Below are 17,352 nucleotides of genomic sequence, written 5' to 3'. Positions count from 1 at the left end.
CACGGTGGCCTGCCGTACCGACGGGTGGGTGAGCAGCACCGACTCCACCTCGCCCGGCTCGATGCGGTAGCCGCGCACCTTCACCTGCCGGTCGAGGCGGCCCAGGATCTCCAGCGTCCCGTCCAGGCGGAAGCGGGCCCGGTCGCCGGTACGGTACCGGCGCGAACCGCCGGGACCGGGCACGAACCGCTCCGCCGTGAGGGCGGGCGCGCCCCGGTAGCCACGCGCCACGCCGCTGCCCCCGATGAGGAGCTCACCCGCCACGCCGGGCGGGACCGGAAGCCCGTCCGGAGCGACCACCTCGACCGTGGTGCCCGGCAGCGGGAACCCGACGGCCGGTCGGCGTGACGCCTCGGTGGGGTCCATCTCGGCGGTGGTGGCGATGATCGTGGTCTCGGTGGGGCCGTAGCTGTTGACCAGCCGTACGCCAGGGGGACCTGACTCGTACCAGGCGGCCAGCGCGGGACCCGGCAGCGGGTCCGCGCCCAGGATGAGCAGCCGAAGGCCGGGCGGCCAGGCGACGCCCATGCCCACCAGCTCCTGCCAGTACGACGTCGGCAGGTCGAGCACGGTGAGCGCGGAACCCTCCGGGGTCTTCAGGAAGTCGGGCAGCGGCTCGTCCGGGCACAGGACGAGCTCGGCTCCGGCGGCCAGCGCCGGGTAGATCTCCTCAGCGTGCGTGTCGAAGCTCGGCGAGGCGAACTGCAGCACGCGGTCGCCGGGCCCGAGCCCGTAGTGCTCCCGCATCCAGCTCACCCGCGCCGCGAGTGCCTCGCGTGGCACCTCCACGCCCTTGGGACGGCCGGTCGAACCCGAGGTGTAGATCACGTACGCCAGGGATCCGCGTGCTGCGGCATACGTGGATTCTTCGGGAACGTGCAGATCGTCCAGCACCAGCGCCGCGTCCGACGCCATCCAGCGCAGCCGCTCCGGCGGGTAGGCCGGGTCGAGCGGCAGGTAGGCGCAGCCCGCCTTCCCCACGGCGAGCATCGCCGCGATCAGCTCCACCGAGCGCTCGGCGCGCAGGCCCACGACCGCGTCCCTGCCGAGTCCTCGCAGACGTCCTGCCAGCGCGGATGCCATGGCGTCCAGCTCGGCGTAGGTCACCCGGCGGGCTCCGTGGCTGACCGCGATCGCGTGGGGGGCCTGCCGTACGCGGTCCTGGAAGAGGTCGAGCACGTCGCGCGCGACCACCGGAGCCGGGTCGGCGGCCGGTGGCCGGTCCTCGGGCAGCAACATCGCGGCGCGCAGCGCGGACAGCGGCGCGCCCGGGTCGGCGGCGACCGCCTCCAGGATCCGCTCCCACCGGCGCAGCAGCCGCGTCGCGGTCTCCTCCTCGAACAGGTCGCTGGCGTAGGAGAGCATCGCCCACAGGGAGCCGTCGAACTGGGTGATGTCCAGCATCAGGTCGAACTTCGCCTGCGTCGCGCCCGGGTCGAACATCTCCGCCTCGATGCCGGGCAGCGGCAGCGCGGCCGCCTCCTTGTCCTGGATCACGAACATCGCCTGGAACAGCGGCGTCGTGCTCAGGTCGCGGCGGATCCCGAGGTCGTTGAGCAGGCGCTCGAACGGGATGTCCTGGTGCGCGAAGGCGTCCAGGACCGTCGCCCTGGTCCGGGCGAGCAGCGCGCGGAACGACGGATCGCCCGACAGGTCGCCGCGCAGCACCAGCGTCTCGGGGAAGAACCCGACGACGTCCTGCAGCTCCGGACGGTCGCGCCCGGCGATGACCGAGCCGATCGCGAGGTCGTCGGTGCCGCAGTGCGCGCCCAGCAGCAGCTGGTAGGCGGCCAGCAGGACCATGAACAGCGTCCCGCGCTCGTCCCTGGCCAGCTGCTCCAGCCGCGCCGTCAGCTCCGGCCCGATCCTGCGCGCGCAGTAGTCGCCGCTGGGTTTCCGTACGGCCGGCCGCGGCCGATCCACCGGCAGGTCGAGCGGTTCCACCCCGGCCAGCTGGGACCGCCAGTAGTCCAGCGACTCCTGAGACGGTTCGCGCCCCCGCTGCCAGGCCGCGAAGTCCCGGTAGTCGACCGACGGAACGCCCAGCCCGGCCGCGTCCCCCGAGTAGCAGGAGACCAGCTCGGAGAAGACGAGCTTCAGCGACCACCCGTCGGCCACGAGGTGGTGCAGCACCAGGCAGAGCACGTGATCGGTCGCCGACAGCGTGATCAGGTGAACCCGCACCAGCGGCCCCGTGGCCAGGTCGAACGGTGCGTTGGTCAGCTCCGCCACCAGCTCCGTCGCGCGCGCCTCCCGCTCGGACGCGGGCAGGTCCCCGAGGTCCACGAGGACCGGTTCGAGCCGCAGCGACGGCTCGACGACCTGGACCGGGCTGCCCTCCACCGCGGGGAAGCGGGCCCGCAGCATCGGATGCCGCGCCGCCACCGCGGTCAGCGCCCCCGCCAGGTCCTGGACGGACAGCTCGCCGCGCAGCCGCTGCACCAGGTACATGTTGTAGGAGGTGTCCGCGGGGTCGAGCTGCTGCAGGAACCACAGCCGTTCCTGCCCGTAGGAGAGCGGCGCGGGCGCGTCCGGGTCGCTGCGCGCGGGAATTCCGGCGGGCCGCGCCTTCGGCTGCCGCCGCAGCTTGCGCTCCAGCGCGGCCCGCTGCTCTGGGCTGAGCCTGGCCAGCCGCCCTTTCAGGTCACTCATCCGTCCGCGTCCTCCGCCAGGAGCTCGTCCAGCTCGACGTCCCCGAGCTGGAGTTCCAGTACGGCCAGCGCATGCTCGCCCACCGTGGTCAGCTCGAAGCAGACCCGCAGATCCAGCTCGATCCCGTACGTCTCCCGATATCTGGTGATCAGCTGTACGGCCAACAGCGAATGCCCGCCGAGCGCGAAGAAGTCGTCCTCGGCACCCACCCGGTCACGCCCGAGCAGCTCACCCCAGAGCGCGCACAGCTCCTCCTCCAGCGGCGTCTCCGGCGCGACATAGCCGGTCCCCAGGTCGCCGCGGCCGGGCCCGGTCGGCGGCGGCAGCGCCGCGCGGTCGAGCTTCCCGCTCGGGCTCAACGGGAACTCGGTGACGTGCACGAACGCCTGCGGCACCAGCGCCGTCGGCAGCCTGCGCGCCAGCCCGGTCCGCAGCTCCTGCCACTCGCCCGTCCCGTCCACGTACGCCACCAGCCCGCGACCGCCCGGCGCGTCGTCACGCAGGGCCACGACCGCCCTGCGCACCCGCGGGTCCTCGGCCAGCGCCGCCTCGATCTCGCCCAGCTCGACCCGCCAGCCGTGCACCTTCACCTGGTCGTCGAGTCGGCCGAGGAACTCCAGCTCCCCGTCCGCGCGCAGCCTGGCCAGGTCGCCGGTGGCGTACAGGCGGGCGCCGGGCGGGCCGTACGGGTCGGGGACGAAGCGCTCGGCCGTCAGCCCGGGGCGTCCCGCGTAGCCGCGCGCCACCTGGACGCCGCCGATGTGCAGGTGACCGGGCACGCCGACGGGCATCGGCTCCAGGTGCTCGTCCAGGACGTGCAGGCGGCAGCCCGGCATCGGGCGGCCGATGGGGATCACCGTCTCGCCCGGACGGCAGGCGTGCCAGGAGACGTCGACGGCCGCCTCGGTGGGGCCGTACAGGTTGTGCAGCTCGGCGTGCGGCAGGCGGTCGAAGAAGCGGGCCGCCATCCTGGGGGGTAGCTCCTCGCCGCTGCACACCACGCGGCGCAGCGACGTGCACGACTCGATGTTGGCCTCCTCCAGGAAGAGGGCGAGCATCGACGGCACGAAGTGCATGGTGGTGACCGCGTGCCGTTTGATCAGGTCGCGCTGGTGGGCGGGGTCCCGGTGGCCGCCGGGCCGTACGGGGACCAGGGCGGCACCGTGCAGCAGCGGCCAGAACAGCTCCCACACCGACACGTCGAAGCTGGTCGGCGTCTTCTGCATCACCACGTCGTCGACCGTCAGGCCGAACGTCTCCTGCATCCAGGCCAGGCGGTTGACGATCGCGCGGTGGGTGTTGACCACGGCCTTGGGCCGGCCGGTCGAGCCCGAGGTGTAGATCAGGTACGCGGCGTCGTCCGGTCCGGCCACCGGCTCCAGATCGTCGGAGGGCAGCTCGTAGTCGTCCTCCAGCAGCACCGTCCGGAGCGGACCGGCCGGCTCCAGGTGGCGCTGGGTGAGCAGCACCCGCGCGCCGCAGTCGGACAGCATGAACTCCAGCCGGTCGCGCGGGTACTCGGGGTCCAGCGGCACGTAGGCTCCGCCCGCCTTCAGTACGGCCAGCAGCCCGACGACCAGATCGGCCGAGCGTTCCGCGCAGACCGCGACCGGCTGGCCGCGCTCGACGCCGGTGTGCCGCAGCCGCCGGGCCAGCCGGTTGGCGCGGGCGTTGAGCTCGCCGTACGTCAGGGTGACGTCGCCGGACACCACCGCCGGGGCGCCGGGCGTCGCGGCGGCCTGGGCCTCGACCAGCGCGTGCAGGGTCCCGGGAGCGGCCTCGGGACCGCCCGCCCCGAGGGCGAGCACCCGCTCGCGCTCCTCCTCCGCGAGCACCGGCAGCGCGGGAACCGCCCGGTCAGGGTCGGCGACGGCGGCCTCGACCAGCGTCCGCAGGTTCGCCTCGAAGCGCTCGATCGTCCCGGGGTCGAACAGGTCGGTGGCGTACTCCAGCCGCGTGTGCAGCCGCCCCTCGCGCACGTTGAGGTCGAGCTGGAGGTCCACCTTCGCGGTGCCGTTGGCGATCTGGCCCTCGTTGGTGCCGGTGGCCAGGTTGAACATCACCTGGTACAGGGGCGGCACGCTCAGGTCCCTGGCCGGCTGCAGGTCCTCCACGAGCCGCTCGAACGGCAGTTCCTGGTGGTCCAGCGCCTCGGCCACCGTCGCCCGCACCCGCGCCGCCGCCTCGCGGAAACTGGGCGCGCCCGACAGGTCCACCCGCAGCGGCACCGCGTTGACGAACATGCCGATGACCGGCTCGGTCTCGGGCAGCAGCCGCCCCGCGATCGGCGTGCCGACCACGATGTCGTCGATCCCGGACCAGCGCGACAGCACCGCCGCGTACGCGGTGAGCATCACCGTGAACAGCGTCGTGTTGAGCTCCTTGGCCAGCCGCTCCACCCCCGCCGACAGCTCGGGGGAGTAGGCACCCAGCCGCATCTCCCCCCGGTAGGTACGGCGGGCAGGCCGCGGCCGGTCGCCCGGCAGCGCGAGATCGGCGGGCACTCCGGCCAGCCGTTCACGCCAGTAGGTCAGCTCGGTCTCCAGGAACTCGCCGGAGAGCCTGCCGCGCTGCCATACGGCGAAGTCGGCGAACTGGATCGGCAGCTCGGGCAGCTTCGGCACGCGGTCCTCGCCGAGCGCGTCGTAGCACTCCTCCACCTCGTTCATGAAGATCATGCCGGAGACGCCGTCGAAGACCGTGTGATCGAAGACGGTGACCAGCCGCAGGTCGTCCTCGGCCAGCTTGACGTGCCTGGCGCGGTACAGCGGCGCCCGCTCCATGTCGAACGGCGCGACCGCGTCCGCCCTGGCCAGCCGGGTGAGCTCCGCTTCCGCCGCCGCCCGCGGCAGGTGGGTCAGGTCCGTCTCCGTCAGCGCCGTGGGCTCCGCGTCCGGGCTGACGAGCTGCACCACCTGCCCGTCCCTGAACTCGAACGTGCTGCGCAGCGCCTCGTGCCGCCGCACCACCAGGTCGATCGCCCGCTCCAGCCGGCGCGGGTCCACCGGCTGCCTGGCCGCCATCGGCATGATCATGCCGATGTTGTAGACGGCCAGGTCAGGTTCGAAGCGGGAAAGGAACCACATCCGCTCCTGGCCGGAGGAAGCGGGGAAGGCATCACTCACTGTGCATCGCCTCTCGCAGGCTCTTGGGCCGCATGTCGGTCCACACCCGCTCGATGTGTTCCAGGCACTCGTCCTTGGTGCCGGAGAAGCCGGCGTCGTACCAGCCCGACGGGTTCTCCCGGTCGGCGGGCCAGATGGAGTACTGCTCTTCGTCGTTGCGAACGACCTTGGTGCTCATGCGGAACTCCGGGGGAGGCGGGGGATGGTCTGGGCGGCGGGTTCTGCGGTGGTGGCGGCGGAGATCAGGGCGGCGACACCGGTCACGGTCGGCTCCTCGAACAGGCTGCGCATCGGCAGCCGCACCCCCAGCTCCTTGCGGATGAGGGCGATGAGCTGGACCGCGATGAGCGAGTTGCCGCCCAGCTCGAAGAAGTCGTCATCGACGCCGATGTGGTCGCCGCCGAGCACCTCGCCCCACAGCCGGGCGATCGTCGCCTCGGCGTCGTTGCGCGGCGCGACATAGCCCTCGGCGGGCGCCTTGTCCTGCCGGGCCGCGACCGCCGCCGGATCGAGTTCCGTCTCCACGGTGTCCTGGGTCAGCGAACCGACTCCGGCCACGAGGTCGGCCACCGTACTGGCCGCCACCACGACCTGGGGCCCGAGCGGCGCGGCCAGCAGCCGGCGCAGGGAGAGCGCGCCGTCGGCGGGCCGGATCCCGGCCGTGTCGTCGTCGGCCGCGGCCGGGGCGGCGCGCTGGGCGTCGGCGCTGGTGACCACCCCGGTCACCACGGCGTCGGCGTCGATCCGCCGCATCACGTAGTCCGACACCTGCACCAGCACCGTGCCGTCGGGCCCGATCAGCGTGACGTCGACGACCAGCACCTCGTCGGTGTCGGTGCTGGTGATGCGCAGGTGGCTCCAGAACGCCTCCGGCAGGCTCTCGTACACGGTGATGCGGCCGTAGCCGAGCGGCAGGTAGTGGCCCTCGACCTCGATCCAGCTGAAGGTGGTGGCGGCGTCGAGCAGCGCCGGGTGCAGCCCCCACTGGTCGAGGTCGGACATCAGCGCGTCGTTGGCCTCGAACAGGCCCAGCGACTCCTGCTGGCCGGTGTGCGTGGCGGTCAGCGTCCTGCTCCAGTGCCCGCCCAGCGTGAGCAGGCCGGACAGCGGCACGCTGCCCTGCCCGTCCGCCGTCGGCACGCAGCGATCCATGATCGCGCGCAGGTCCACGCGGCCGGCGGGCGGCGGGCTCACCTTGGCCGCCGTCCCTGTCGCGTGCGTACGGTGCGACCCCCCGATGATGCTCTGCACCTGGAACTCGGCCCCGTCGGCCTCCGGTCTGAACACCACCCGCACCTCGGCGGTCGCCCCGTCGGCCACCGACAGCGGCTCGACGAACACAACGTCACGCAGCTCCACGATGTCGCCGCCGGGCAGCACCGCCTCGGCAGCCGTCCTGGCCAGCTCCAGGTGCCCGGTGCCGGGCAGCACCGGGACGTCGGCGATGCGGTGCTCGTCCAGCACCCAGTGCGTGCCGGGCGAGATCGTGCCGCTGCACCAGTCGAGCCCGTCACCGGCGTGCCTGGCGGTCAGGACCGGATGGTCGATCGCCTTGATCCGGTCGCCGCGCCGCAGCGCGGCGAATCCGGCCGGCGCCGCGGTCTCCGCGGCCATGCCGACCTCCAGCCACCTGCCCCAGTTGACGCTGACGAGCTGAGCCGCGTTCCAGCCCCGCCCGGCGCCGGCGTACGCGTCGAGGAAGTTGTTGGCCGCACAGTAGTCGATCTGCCCGAACCCGCCGGCCACCGCGGTGATCGACGAGCAGAGCACCACGGCCTCCAGCTCCAGGTCGCCGAACGCCTCCTGGAGGGCCAGCGTGCCGAGCACCTTGGGGCGGAGCACGGCCTCGGCCGCCTCCCGCTCCTTGATCTGCGCCATGCCGCCGCCGGGCAACCCGGCCGCGTGCACGAGCACGTCCACCCGGCCGAACGCGGCCAGCGTCTCGTCCCTGACCCGGCGCATGTCCGCCGGATCCGTCACGTCGGCGGCGAGCGTCAGCACCCGCGCCCCGGCGGCCTCCATCCGGCCGATCGCCTCGGCGGCGCGCGCCTCGCGGGCCGAGCGCGGCGGCCCGTCGGGCAGCCCGCTCCTGGACAGCAGCACCAGGTTGACGCGGGCGCGCGCGGCCAGGTCCTCGGCGAGCGAGACGCCGATGCCGCCCAGCCCGCCGGTGATCACGTACACCTGGCCGTCGCGCGGCTCGGCCGGCTCGGCCGTCACCTCCACCTGCTCGTACCCGAGCAGCCACCGCTTGCCGCCGCGCAGCGCGACAGGGGCCAGCAGCCCGGCCGGACCGGGTTCCGGCTCGCGGCCCAGCTCGGCGGCGACCGCGCGTACCGCGTCACGGTCCTGGGCGTCGATGTGGCGGACGCGCAGCCACGGCGTCTCCAGCGGGACGACGCGGGCGAAGGCGGCCAGCGTGGCGTGCTCCGGGCTGGTCAGGTCGTCGCCGACGACGTCCATCGTGCCCGCGGTGACCAGGTCGAGCTGCACGCCGCCCGGGGGTTGCGCTGCCGAGAGGGCCTGGACGAGGGACAGGACGCCGAAGAAGCCGCGGTCCTGGGCCGACCAGATGTCCTCGTCGCCGGTGAGGGACCAGGCGTGGACGATCCGCTCGGGGATCTCGCCGAGCGCGTGGAAGAGGGCGTCGTAGTCCTCGCGTTCGGCCGGCCGTACGGTGAAATATCCGTCAAAACTGCCGAACGCGGGGCCTGGCCGTACTGCGATGGCCTCGGGGCCCACCAGCGCGGCCGAGCCCTCGTCCACGAAGGCGAGGCAGCGCGTGATCGGGGTCGACGGGCGGGCGGGTGCCCGGTGCCAGACGGGCACGCCGTACCACCGCTCGGGCGGCAGCGGACCCTCGGCCTGCTGCGGGCGGGCGACGCCGCCGGTGAACGCGCCCTGCGGGTCCGGGTCGATCCAGGCGCGCTGCCGCTCCCACGGGTAGCTGGGCAGCGAGACGCGGTAGCCGGGGGCGCCGAAGTCGTTCAGCTCGATGCCATGGACCCAGAGCGCGCCGGCGGCCCGCGAGAAGACCGCGACGTCACCGGCCCGGTCGCGCGGTCCGGGCAGCGACGGCAGCGGGGCGATCGCGGCGGCGGGCAGCTGCGTGGCGGCCAGGCCGGCCAGCTGCCGTCCAGGTCCGCACTCGATCATGACCCACTCGCCGTCGGCCAGCAGCGTCGAGACGCAGTCGCCGAAGCGGACGGGTTCGCGCACGTGCCTGGCCCAGTAGGACGGGTCGGTGGCCTCGGCCGCGGTGATCCAGGTGCCGGTCACGTTCGACAGGAACGGCAGGCTCGGCGCCGACAGCTTGGTGGCCGCGACCAGCTCGCGGAACTCGCCGAGCATCGGCTCCATCATCGCCGAGTGGAAGGCGTGCGACGTCCGCAGCGGGGTGCAGCCGATGCCCTCCTCCTCCAGCATCTCCGCCAGCTCCCTGACCGAGTCCGACGGGCCCGACACCACGCAGGTGCCCGGGCCGTTGATCGTGGCCACGGACACGCCGTCGGGCAGCATCGGCGCGACCTCGTCCGGCATCAGCTGTACGGCCAGCATCGACCCCGGCGGCAGCGCCTGGATCAGCCGCCCGCGCGCCGCGACCAGCCGCAACGCGTCGGGCAGCGTGAACACGCCGGCGACGGTCGCGGCGGCGTACTCGCCGATGCTGTGGCCGATCATCGCCGCCGGCTCGACGCCCAGCGACAGCCACAGCCTGGCCAGCGCGTACTCGACGGTGAACAGCGCGGGCTGGGTGAGCGAGGTCTGCCGCAGCGCCTCGTCGGCCTCCTCGCCGGTGGCGAAGATCTGCTCGCGCAGGTCGAGGATCTCGGCGCACTCGTCGATCGCCTCGCGGAAGACGGGCTCGCTCTCGTAGAGCTGCGCCGCCATGCCGCCGTACTGCGCGCCCTGGCCGGAGAACAGGAAGGCCACCTGCGGCGCGCGCTTCGGCTTGGCCCCGGCGACGACGCGCTTCTGGTCGGCCAGCGCCGCCACCGCGTCGGCGGTCGAGGTCGCCACCACCGCGGCCCGGTGCTTGAGCTCGCGGCGGCCCACGCGCAGCGTGAAGGCCACGTCGGCCAGGTCCGTGTCGGGGTGCTCGGCCAGGTGCGCCGCCAGCCGTTCGCGCGCGGCGGTCAGCGCGGACTCCGTCCTGGCCGACAGCTTCAGCAGGTGCGCGGGCCGCTCGCGGGGCAGCGGCGGTCGCGGCGGCGCCTCCTCCAGCACGGCATGCGCGTTCGTTCCGCCGATCCCGAACGAGCTCACGCCCGCCCGCCGCGGGGACCCGTCGCTCTCCCACTTGGTCGGCGAGGAGACGACGTAGAACGGGCTCGCCGGGAAGTCGATCTTCGGGTTGGGGCTCGTGTAGTGCAGTGTCGCCGGGATCAGCTGGTTCTCCAGCGCCAGCACCGTCTTGATCACGCTGGGGATGCCCGCCGACTGGCCGAGGTGGCCGATGTTGCTCTTCACCGAGCCGATGCCGCACCACTGCGTGTCGGCGGTGTACTGCGAGAACACGCTGGACAGCGCCGCCACCTCGATCGGGTCGCCGAGCGCCGTACCGGTGCCGTGCGCCTCGACGTAGGTGACCGTGCGCGGATCCACGCCGCCCACGCCCAGCGCCTGCGAGATCACCGCGGACTGCCCGTCCATGCTCGGCGCGGAGAAGCCCACCTTGCCCGCGCCGTCGTTGTTGATCGCGTTGCCCAGGATGACCGCGCGGATGTTGTCGCGGTCCTCGATCGCCTCGGACAGCCGCTTCAGCACCAGCACGCCGCCGCCGCTGCCCCAGATCGTGCCGCCCGCGTTGGCGTCGAAGGAGCGGGTGCGACCGTCGGGCGAGACGATGCCGTCCTCGTCGTAGACGTACCCCTCGCCCTGCGGCAGGTCCAGCATGGCCGCGCCGGCCAGCGCCATGTCGCACTCGCCTGTCCGCAGCGCCTCGCACGCGATGTGCAGCGCCACCAGCGCGGTCGAGCACGCGGTGTGCACGGTGTAGCTGGGGCCGCGCAGGTCGAGCTTGTAGGAGGTGAGGGTCGCGCAGTAGTCGACGTGATTGCCCACCATGATCGCCAGCCAGCCGGCGTTCTTGTGCGCCTGGGCGTTGCTGCGGATGTTCCGCCACTGGTAGTTGTCAGACCCGGTCCCGGCGTAGACGCCGATCTCGCCCGGATAGCGGAACGGGTCGTAGCCCGCGTCCTCCAGCGCCGTGTGCGACAGCTCCAGGAACATCCGGTGCTGCGGGTCGCGTACCTCGGCCTCCCTGATCGACATGCCGAAGAACGCCGAGTCGAAGCCCTCGTAGTCGTCCAGCACCATGGCGGCCGGTACGAAGTTCGGGTCGGCCAGCAGGCTCTCGGCCGTGCCCATCGCCCGTTGCTCTTCCAGGGTGTAGGTGGTCAGCGACTCGACGCCGTCGGCGAGGTTGCGCCAGAACTGCCGCGCGTCACCCGCTCCCGGGACCCGGCACGACAAGCCGATGATCGCGATCGGCTCAGCCGTGGGCTCGTCCGTCATGGGGCAGTCCCCTTCTCGTTGCGTTTCCTCAACCTGTCTCGCCGTACGGCCAGCCGGCGCGCGGCCCGGTCCAGCCCGGGACTGCCGCCCGCGCCGTCCAGATGGGCGGCCAGCGCCCGGATCGTGGGATGCCGGAACAGCTCCACGATCGGCACCTCGCGGCCGATCGCGGCCTTCAGCCGTGCCTGCACGGCGGCCATGGCGAGCGAGTGGCCGCCGATCTCGAAGAAGTTGTCGTCGGGCCCAATCCGTGGCACGCCCAGCACGGCGTGCCACACCTGGGCGACCGCCCGCTGCGTGGGGCCGTCGAGGCGGCCTTCGGGCCGCTGCTGGTCGACCGGCCGCCCGCGCAGCGCGGCCCGGTCCACCTTCCCGTTGAGCGTCAGCGGCAGCGCGGGCAGCGACACCAGCTCGGTCGGTACGGCATGCTCGGGCAGCACGCGGCCCAGCTCCTCCAGGACCCGGTTCGCCGCCAGCCCGGGCCGCGCGGGCACCACGTAGCCGGTCAGCGTGCCGCCCTCGACCCTGGCGACGGCGGCGCGCACGTCCCTGCAGCCGGCCAGCGCCGCCTCCACCTCGCCGAGCTCGACCCGGAACCCGCGCACCTTCACCTGGTCGTCGGCCCGCCCCGCCGGGGTGATCGTGCCGTCGGGGTTGCGCCGCCCGAGGTCGCCGGTGCGGAAGCGGTCGCCGTCGAACCGCTCGCCGGTCAGCGCCGGATCCAGGTAGCCGGTGGCCAGGTGGCGGCTGCGGACAACCACCTCGCCGAGTTCGCCGACCCCGGCGCGCCTGCCGTCCGGGGTCACCACGATGATCTCGCTGCCCTCGACGGGCCGCCCGATCGGCACGACCTCCGGGTACGGCTCGGCGAGCTCGTGCCAGGCGTGCACCTGCGGGGTCTCGGTCGTGCCGTAGCAGGCCACGAGCCTGGCCCGCGGCATGAGCGTCCGTAACGTTCCCGCTTCCGCGCCGGTGAGGCGGTCGCCGCCGATGGCGGCCAGCCGTACGTCGGGCAGGGGCGTGCCGGTGCCCGCCAGCATGGCCGCGAGCTGCGGCGTCAGGTGCAGGACGGTGATCGCGTGCTCGCGCAGCCAGGTGACGAGCTTGGCGGGGTCGCGGGTCAGTTCCTGCTCGGGCACGAACAGCTCGGCGCCCAGGGCGGCGGGGACGAACATGTCGCGCAGCGCCGGATCGTGGGCCAGCCCGGACAGCAGCGCGAACCGGTCGTGCGGCTTCAGGTCGAAGGTGCGGATGTACCAGGAGATGAAGTGGGCCAACGGCTTCTCGCCGGTGACGACCGGTTTGGGGTCGCCGGTGGTCCCGGAGGTCATCGACAGGTATCCGGACCCCGGCAGGTTCGTGCTGCCGTCGCGCAGTACGACCTCGTGGTCCTTGAAGACCGCCCGGGCTCCCGAGGCGGCGATCTGCCTGTCCTGCACGGCCGGCGGGTAGGCCGAGTCGATCACCACCCACCGCGCTCCCGCCGCCAGTACACCGAGCAGGATCCCCGGCAGCTCGGGCACCCGCGAGGCGACCACGGCCACCACGTCGCCCGGCTCGACGCCCTTGTCACGCAGCGCCGCCTCCGTCCGCCGCCGCGTCCGCTCGTGGGCGTCGCCCGCCAGCTCCAGCAGCCCCGGCCCCGTCCAGTCCGGCAGCTCCGCCTCGGGGAGGTCCCGGTCCACGCGTCCGGTCAGCAGTTCCTCCAGCTGGCCGACGTAGCCCTCGACCAGCGCCGCCATGCGCTCGGCCGTGTAGAGGTCGGGGTTGTAGACCAGCTCCAGCGTGTATCCGTCGCGCTGCTCGCTCACGTACATCGTCAGGTCGAACAGGGCCCCCGGCAGGCCGGGCCGTAACGTCTCGCTCGCGCACCCGGCCAGGTCCAGCCGCGCCTGCGCGAAGTTGTACATGTTGAACATGACCTGCGTGATCGGGTTGCGGCTCAGGTCGCGCGGCAGCCGCAGCGACTCCAGCAGCTGCCCCAGCGGCACGTCCCGGTGCCTGATCGCCGCGCCCAGCTCGGCCGCGCACGCCCGCACCTGCTCGGCGAAGTCGCCCCGCGGCCGCAGCCGCAGCGGGAGGACCTGCACGCACATCCCCACCAGCGACTCGAACGCCACGTGCGGCCGGTCCGCGTACGCCGCCCCCACCACCAGATCGTTGCGTCCCGACAGCCCGGCCAGCTGCCGCCCGAAGGCCGCCAGCAGCACCGCGTACGGCGTGGCCCCCAGCCGCGCCGCCAGCTCCGCCACCCGCCCGGCCAGTGCCGCGTCCAGCTCACCCCGGCAGGCAGCGCCGTGGAAGGTCTGCGCGGGCGGCCTGGCCGCGTCCCTGGGCAGGTCCAGCACCAGCGGAGCGTCGCGCAGGTGCTCCCGCCACCAGCCCAGCGCCTGGCCGTCGCCGTTCCCGCGCAGCCAGCGCACGTAGTCGGCGAACGTGTGCTCGGCCACCTCGACCGGCTCGCCGCGGTAGGCGGCGGACAGGCCCCGGTAGAGCACATCCTGCGACCAGCCGTCGAACACCAGGTGGTGCGCGGTCAGGCAGAGCACGTGCTCGTCGGGGGCCAGCCGGATCAGCCGCGCCCGGAACAGCGGCCCGGCGGCCAGGTCGAACCGTTCCCGCGCCTCCTTCTGCAGCGCTCCGGCCAGCTCCGCGGGGGAGAGGTCGTCGACCGGCAGCGGCACCTCGCCCGGCGGCGCGACCGTCACGTCGGGGATCCCGTCGCGCGAGCCCACCCTCCAGCGCAACGCCTCGTGGACCGTCACCACGGTGGTGAGCGCGCGCTGGAGCGCGGCGACGTCGAGCGGGCCGCGGATCCGCTCGGCCATCGCGATGTTGTGCGCGGTCGACTCGGGCGCCAGCTGTTCGACGAACCACATCCGGCGCTGGGCGGGGGTGAACGCGGCCGGGCTCCCCGTGGGCGGGGCGGCGGTGGTCGCGCGCTGCGCGCGCTCCACCAGCGCGCGCAGCGCGCCGTAGGTCCGGCCCTCGTACACGTCCTGGACCGACACCACCCGGCCCAGCTCCGCGCGTACCGCGGCCACCAGCCGCATCGCCCGCAGCGAGTGCCCGCCGCGCTGGAAGAAGTCGTCCTCGTCGTCCGGGGCGGGCGCCTCGAGCACCCGCGCCCAGATCCCGGCCAACCCGGTCCCTGTTCCCTGCTCCCGCTGGGACTGCGCCCTGAGGGTGGCGAGGTCGACCTTGCCCGAGGCGTTCAGCGGGAGGATGTCCAGCCGTACCAGCCTGGTCGGCAGCATGTACGGCGGCAGCCGTACCGCCAGATCCTCGCGCAGCACGGCCAGGTCGGGCGCGTCCTCGGGCGTCACGTAGGCGACCAGCTCGCCCGTGAAATCCACCACCGCCTGCAGCACCTTGGGGTGGGCGCGCAGTGTCGTCTCCACCTCTCCGATCTCCACGCGCTGCCCCTGGACCTTCACCTGGCGGTCCAGCCGGCCCATGAACGCGATCTGGCCGTCCTCCTGCCACGCCACGCGATCGCCTGTCCGGTACAGCCGCGCGCCCGGCTCGGTCGAGAACGGGTCGGGGATGAACCGCTCTGCCGTCAGCCCGGGCCGGCCCACGTATCCGCGGCTGATCTGCGGGCCGCCGATGCACAGCTCGCCCGGTACGCCGGTCGGGCACTCGTTCAGGTCCTCGTCCAGGATGTGCGCCCGGCAGCCGCGCAGCGGCCGCCCGATCGGCAGCGGCCGCTCCCACACGCCCTCGAACCGGCCGCCCACCACCGTGACGGTCGACTCGGTCGGGCCGTACCAGTTGTGGAAGTTCCCGTGCGCCGACCACCGCGCCACCTGCTCGGGCGGGGGCGGCTCGCCCGCCGTCATCACGTCCTGCAGGTACGGCAGGCGGCTGGGGTCGACCAGCGGGAGCACCGCGGGCGGGAGGAACCCGTAGGTGACGTCGTGCTCCTCCAGGAAGCGCTGCAACCGCGCCGGGTCCACCCGGTCCTCGTCGGGCACCAGTTGCACGCAGCCGCCGGCGGCCAGCGGGGTCAGCATGTCGAACACCGAGGCGTCGAAGCCCAGCGCGGAGAAGGCGAACGAGCGGCAGCTCGCGTCCAGCGCGAAGTGCGCGACCGTGGAGGTGACGAAGGCGACCACGTTGGCGTGGCTCACGACCACGCCCTTGGGCCTGCCGGTGGAACCGGAGGTGTAGATGACGTGCGCGGCGTTTCCCGGAACAGCGCGGTTCGGCGGAGCGGCTCGACGGGGCTGGTCCGCGTTCACGAGCGCGCGCCCGCAGCCCTCCAGCAGCTCCGCGCCGCGCTCGTCGACGACGACCACCTCGACTCCGGCGTCGTCGAGCACCTCTTCCAGCCGCAGGCGCGGATGCCCGGGATCCAGCGGTAGGTACGCCCCGCCCGCGAGGTGGATGCCGAGCACGGCCGCCGGCATCAGCGGGTTACGGCGGGTGCACAGGCCCACCCGGCTTTCCGGCCCGACGCCGAGCTCCTGGAGCCGCGCCGCCAGCGCCCCGGCCCGCTCGACCAGCTGGGCATAGGTGAGCACGTTCTCCCATTGCCGGACCGCCGGGGCATCCGGGGTTTTCGCAGCCTGAGCCGTGATCAGAGTGCTGAGGAGTGTCATCCTGCGGCCTCCACGCCGGGCCGTACCAGCCGGCCTTGCCGTACCGTCTCGAAACGCAGCAGGAAGCGCGGCGCGCGGACGGCGATCGCGGCGATCGCGCGCCCCAGCGGCAGATGCGTCACCCGCCACTCCGCCAGCCGCGCCACCTCGGGAGCCGTCTCGGGCACCCACGTCGTGCCTGGCCGCTGCCCCGCGAACCCGAACAGCGCCGGATCCACCCGCAGCCCGTCACCGGTCGCCTTCAGCACCGCTTCCTTCGCCGTCCACGTGCGCAGCGCGCTGTGCAACCGCAGCTCCTCGGGCAGCGCGGCGAACTCATCGCGCTCCCTCTCGTCCAGCACCTTCTCGAAGAAGGCCTGCTCGTCGGCCGGCGGGCGGAGGCGCTCGAGGTCGGCGCCCACCTCCCGGCCCGTCGCCAGCGCGACCAGCACGAGCCCGCCCGATTGGCTGAGGCTGTAGACGGGCTGTGTCCCGGTGCACGGCTTGCCGCCGGGCCGGGTACGCAACTCGCCGACGCCCGGCTCGATCCCGTACTCCCTGAGCAGCCGCCGCAGCAGCACCGACCTGCCGACGAACCAGCGCCGATGGTCCTCCTGCCGGAACCTGGCCGCTCGTGCCGCCTCCCTGGGCGACAGCTCGTCGACGGCCGCGCACATCTCGGGCAGTTCCTCGAGGTTGGCCAGCCACACATGCACCTCGTCCGCGGCCAGGCTCTGCTGGGGGCCCGCTGCGATCGTCCGCGCCACCTGATCGCCGTGCGTGGCGAGGAAGAGGTGCGCGGCGTCGAGCGTGTGCAGGCGGAAGGTCGAGGTGGTGTGGCGGGCCCAGCCGAGCATGGTGGGGTGGACGACCTCGCGGTCATGAGCGCCGGCGAAGGCGACGATGGGGATGTCGAGCGGCTCCTGCCTGGCGAAGCGGTAACGGCGCAGCCACTCCATGTCCGTCCGCAGGGCGGGGACGAGCAGAGCCTTGACCTCGGGCTGCGTCCGTAACTCCGCGGGCGCGCCCAGCCGGTGGATCAGCTCTTCGATCAGGTCCTCGTCACCCAGGCCCGTCCACCGCCCCAGCGTCTCCTGGTGCTCCGGCGGGTGCGCGGCGCCGACGTAAAGGCATTCGGGCGCCGGCACGCCAAGCCGCCGCAGCTCGCGGACCACCTCGAAGGCGACCCGACCGCCCATGCTGTGCCCATAGATCGAGTACGGCGTGCGGTGGTGGGCGGCGATGGACCGTGCGATCGACTCCGGGGAGAGGGCCCCGGGTTCGGCCACCTGGCCTTCACGACCGGGGAGCATCGCCACCCGTACGTCGAAGACTCCGTCGAACGCCTGCCTCCACGCCCAGAAGGCGGAGACGTCTCCACCGGCGTAGGGGAGGCAGAAGAGGAGCCGGGCGCCGGGCGGGTATCGCGTTAGCGAGGCGAACGGTGTCTCGGGCAGCACGTGTTGCTCTCGCAT

General features: G+C 73.3%; 6 protein-coding genes (1 of these 6 only partly in view). All 6 read right to left on the bottom strand.

All coding sequences use genetic code 11. From position 1 onward, the window contains the following. Tightly spaced (each overlapping or abutting the next), the 6 genes in view from ACQP1V_RS33995 to ACQP1V_RS33970 form a layout consistent with a single transcriptional unit that may run on beyond the window. Nucleotides 1-2,652, bottom strand: the 5' portion of a protein-coding gene (locus tag ACQP1V_RS33995) for a condensation domain-containing protein (RefSeq protein WP_433414396.1). The gene continues 450 nt to the left of window position 1, outside the view; the window shows 2,652 of its 3,102 coding nt (coding positions 1-2,652); the start codon lies at nucleotides 2,650-2,652; its stop codon lies beyond the left edge, outside the window. Next, nucleotides 2,649-5,777 (bottom strand): non-ribosomal peptide synthetase, encoded by a 3,129-nt coding sequence (locus tag ACQP1V_RS33990; RefSeq protein ID WP_433414394.1) that lies wholly within the window; start codon nucleotides 5,775-5,777, stop codon nucleotides 2,649-2,651. The genes ACQP1V_RS33995 and ACQP1V_RS33990 overlap by 4 nt, the downstream gene beginning before the upstream one ends. Then, nucleotides 5,770-5,955, bottom strand: a complete 186-nt coding sequence (locus tag ACQP1V_RS33985; RefSeq protein WP_067144059.1) for an MbtH family protein — start codon at nucleotides 5,953-5,955, stop codon at nucleotides 5,770-5,772. The genes ACQP1V_RS33990 and ACQP1V_RS33985 overlap by 8 nt, the downstream gene beginning before the upstream one ends. Next, on the bottom strand, nucleotides 5,952-11,294 hold the full coding sequence (locus ACQP1V_RS33980; protein WP_433414392.1) for an SDR family NAD(P)-dependent oxidoreductase: 5,343 nt from the start codon (nucleotides 11,292-11,294) through the stop codon (nucleotides 5,952-5,954). Before ACQP1V_RS33980 ends, ACQP1V_RS33985 begins: the two co-directional genes overlap by 4 nt. Further along, entirely contained in the window at nucleotides 11,291-15,898 is a 4,608-nt protein-coding gene (locus ACQP1V_RS33975) for an amino acid adenylation domain-containing protein (RefSeq protein WP_433414390.1), read from the bottom strand. The genes ACQP1V_RS33980 and ACQP1V_RS33975 overlap by 4 nt, the downstream gene beginning before the upstream one ends. Further along, entirely contained in the window at nucleotides 15,895-17,352 is a 1,458-nt protein-coding gene (locus tag ACQP1V_RS33970) for a thioesterase domain-containing protein (protein WP_433414388.1), read from the bottom strand. The genes ACQP1V_RS33975 and ACQP1V_RS33970 overlap by 4 nt, the downstream gene beginning before the upstream one ends.

Source organism: Microtetraspora malaysiensis, assembly GCF_050947145.1.
Taxonomy (GTDB): Bacteria; Actinomycetota; Actinomycetes; order Streptosporangiales; family Streptosporangiaceae; genus Microtetraspora_A; species Microtetraspora_A malaysiensis.
Note: the sequence above shows the minus strand (reverse complement) of the source record. Positions and strands in the feature narration are given on the sequence as shown.

Excerpts from the sequence above, each read along its gene's own strand:
- ACQP1V_RS33975 (WP_433414390.1), bottom strand. The coding sequence starts at position 15,898 with ATGACACTCCTCAGCACTCTGATCACGGCTCAGGCTGCGAAAACCCCG.
- ACQP1V_RS33970 (WP_433414388.1), bottom strand. The coding sequence starts at position 17,352 with ATGCGAGAGCAACACGTGCTGCCCGAGACACCGTTCGCCTCGCTAACG.
- ACQP1V_RS33980 (WP_433414392.1), bottom strand. The coding sequence starts at position 11,294 with ATGACGGACGAGCCCACGGCTGAGCCGATCGCGATCATCGGCTTGTCG.
- ACQP1V_RS33985 (WP_067144059.1), bottom strand. The coding sequence starts at position 5,955 with ATGAGCACCAAGGTCGTTCGCAACGACGAAGAGCAGTACTCCATCTGG.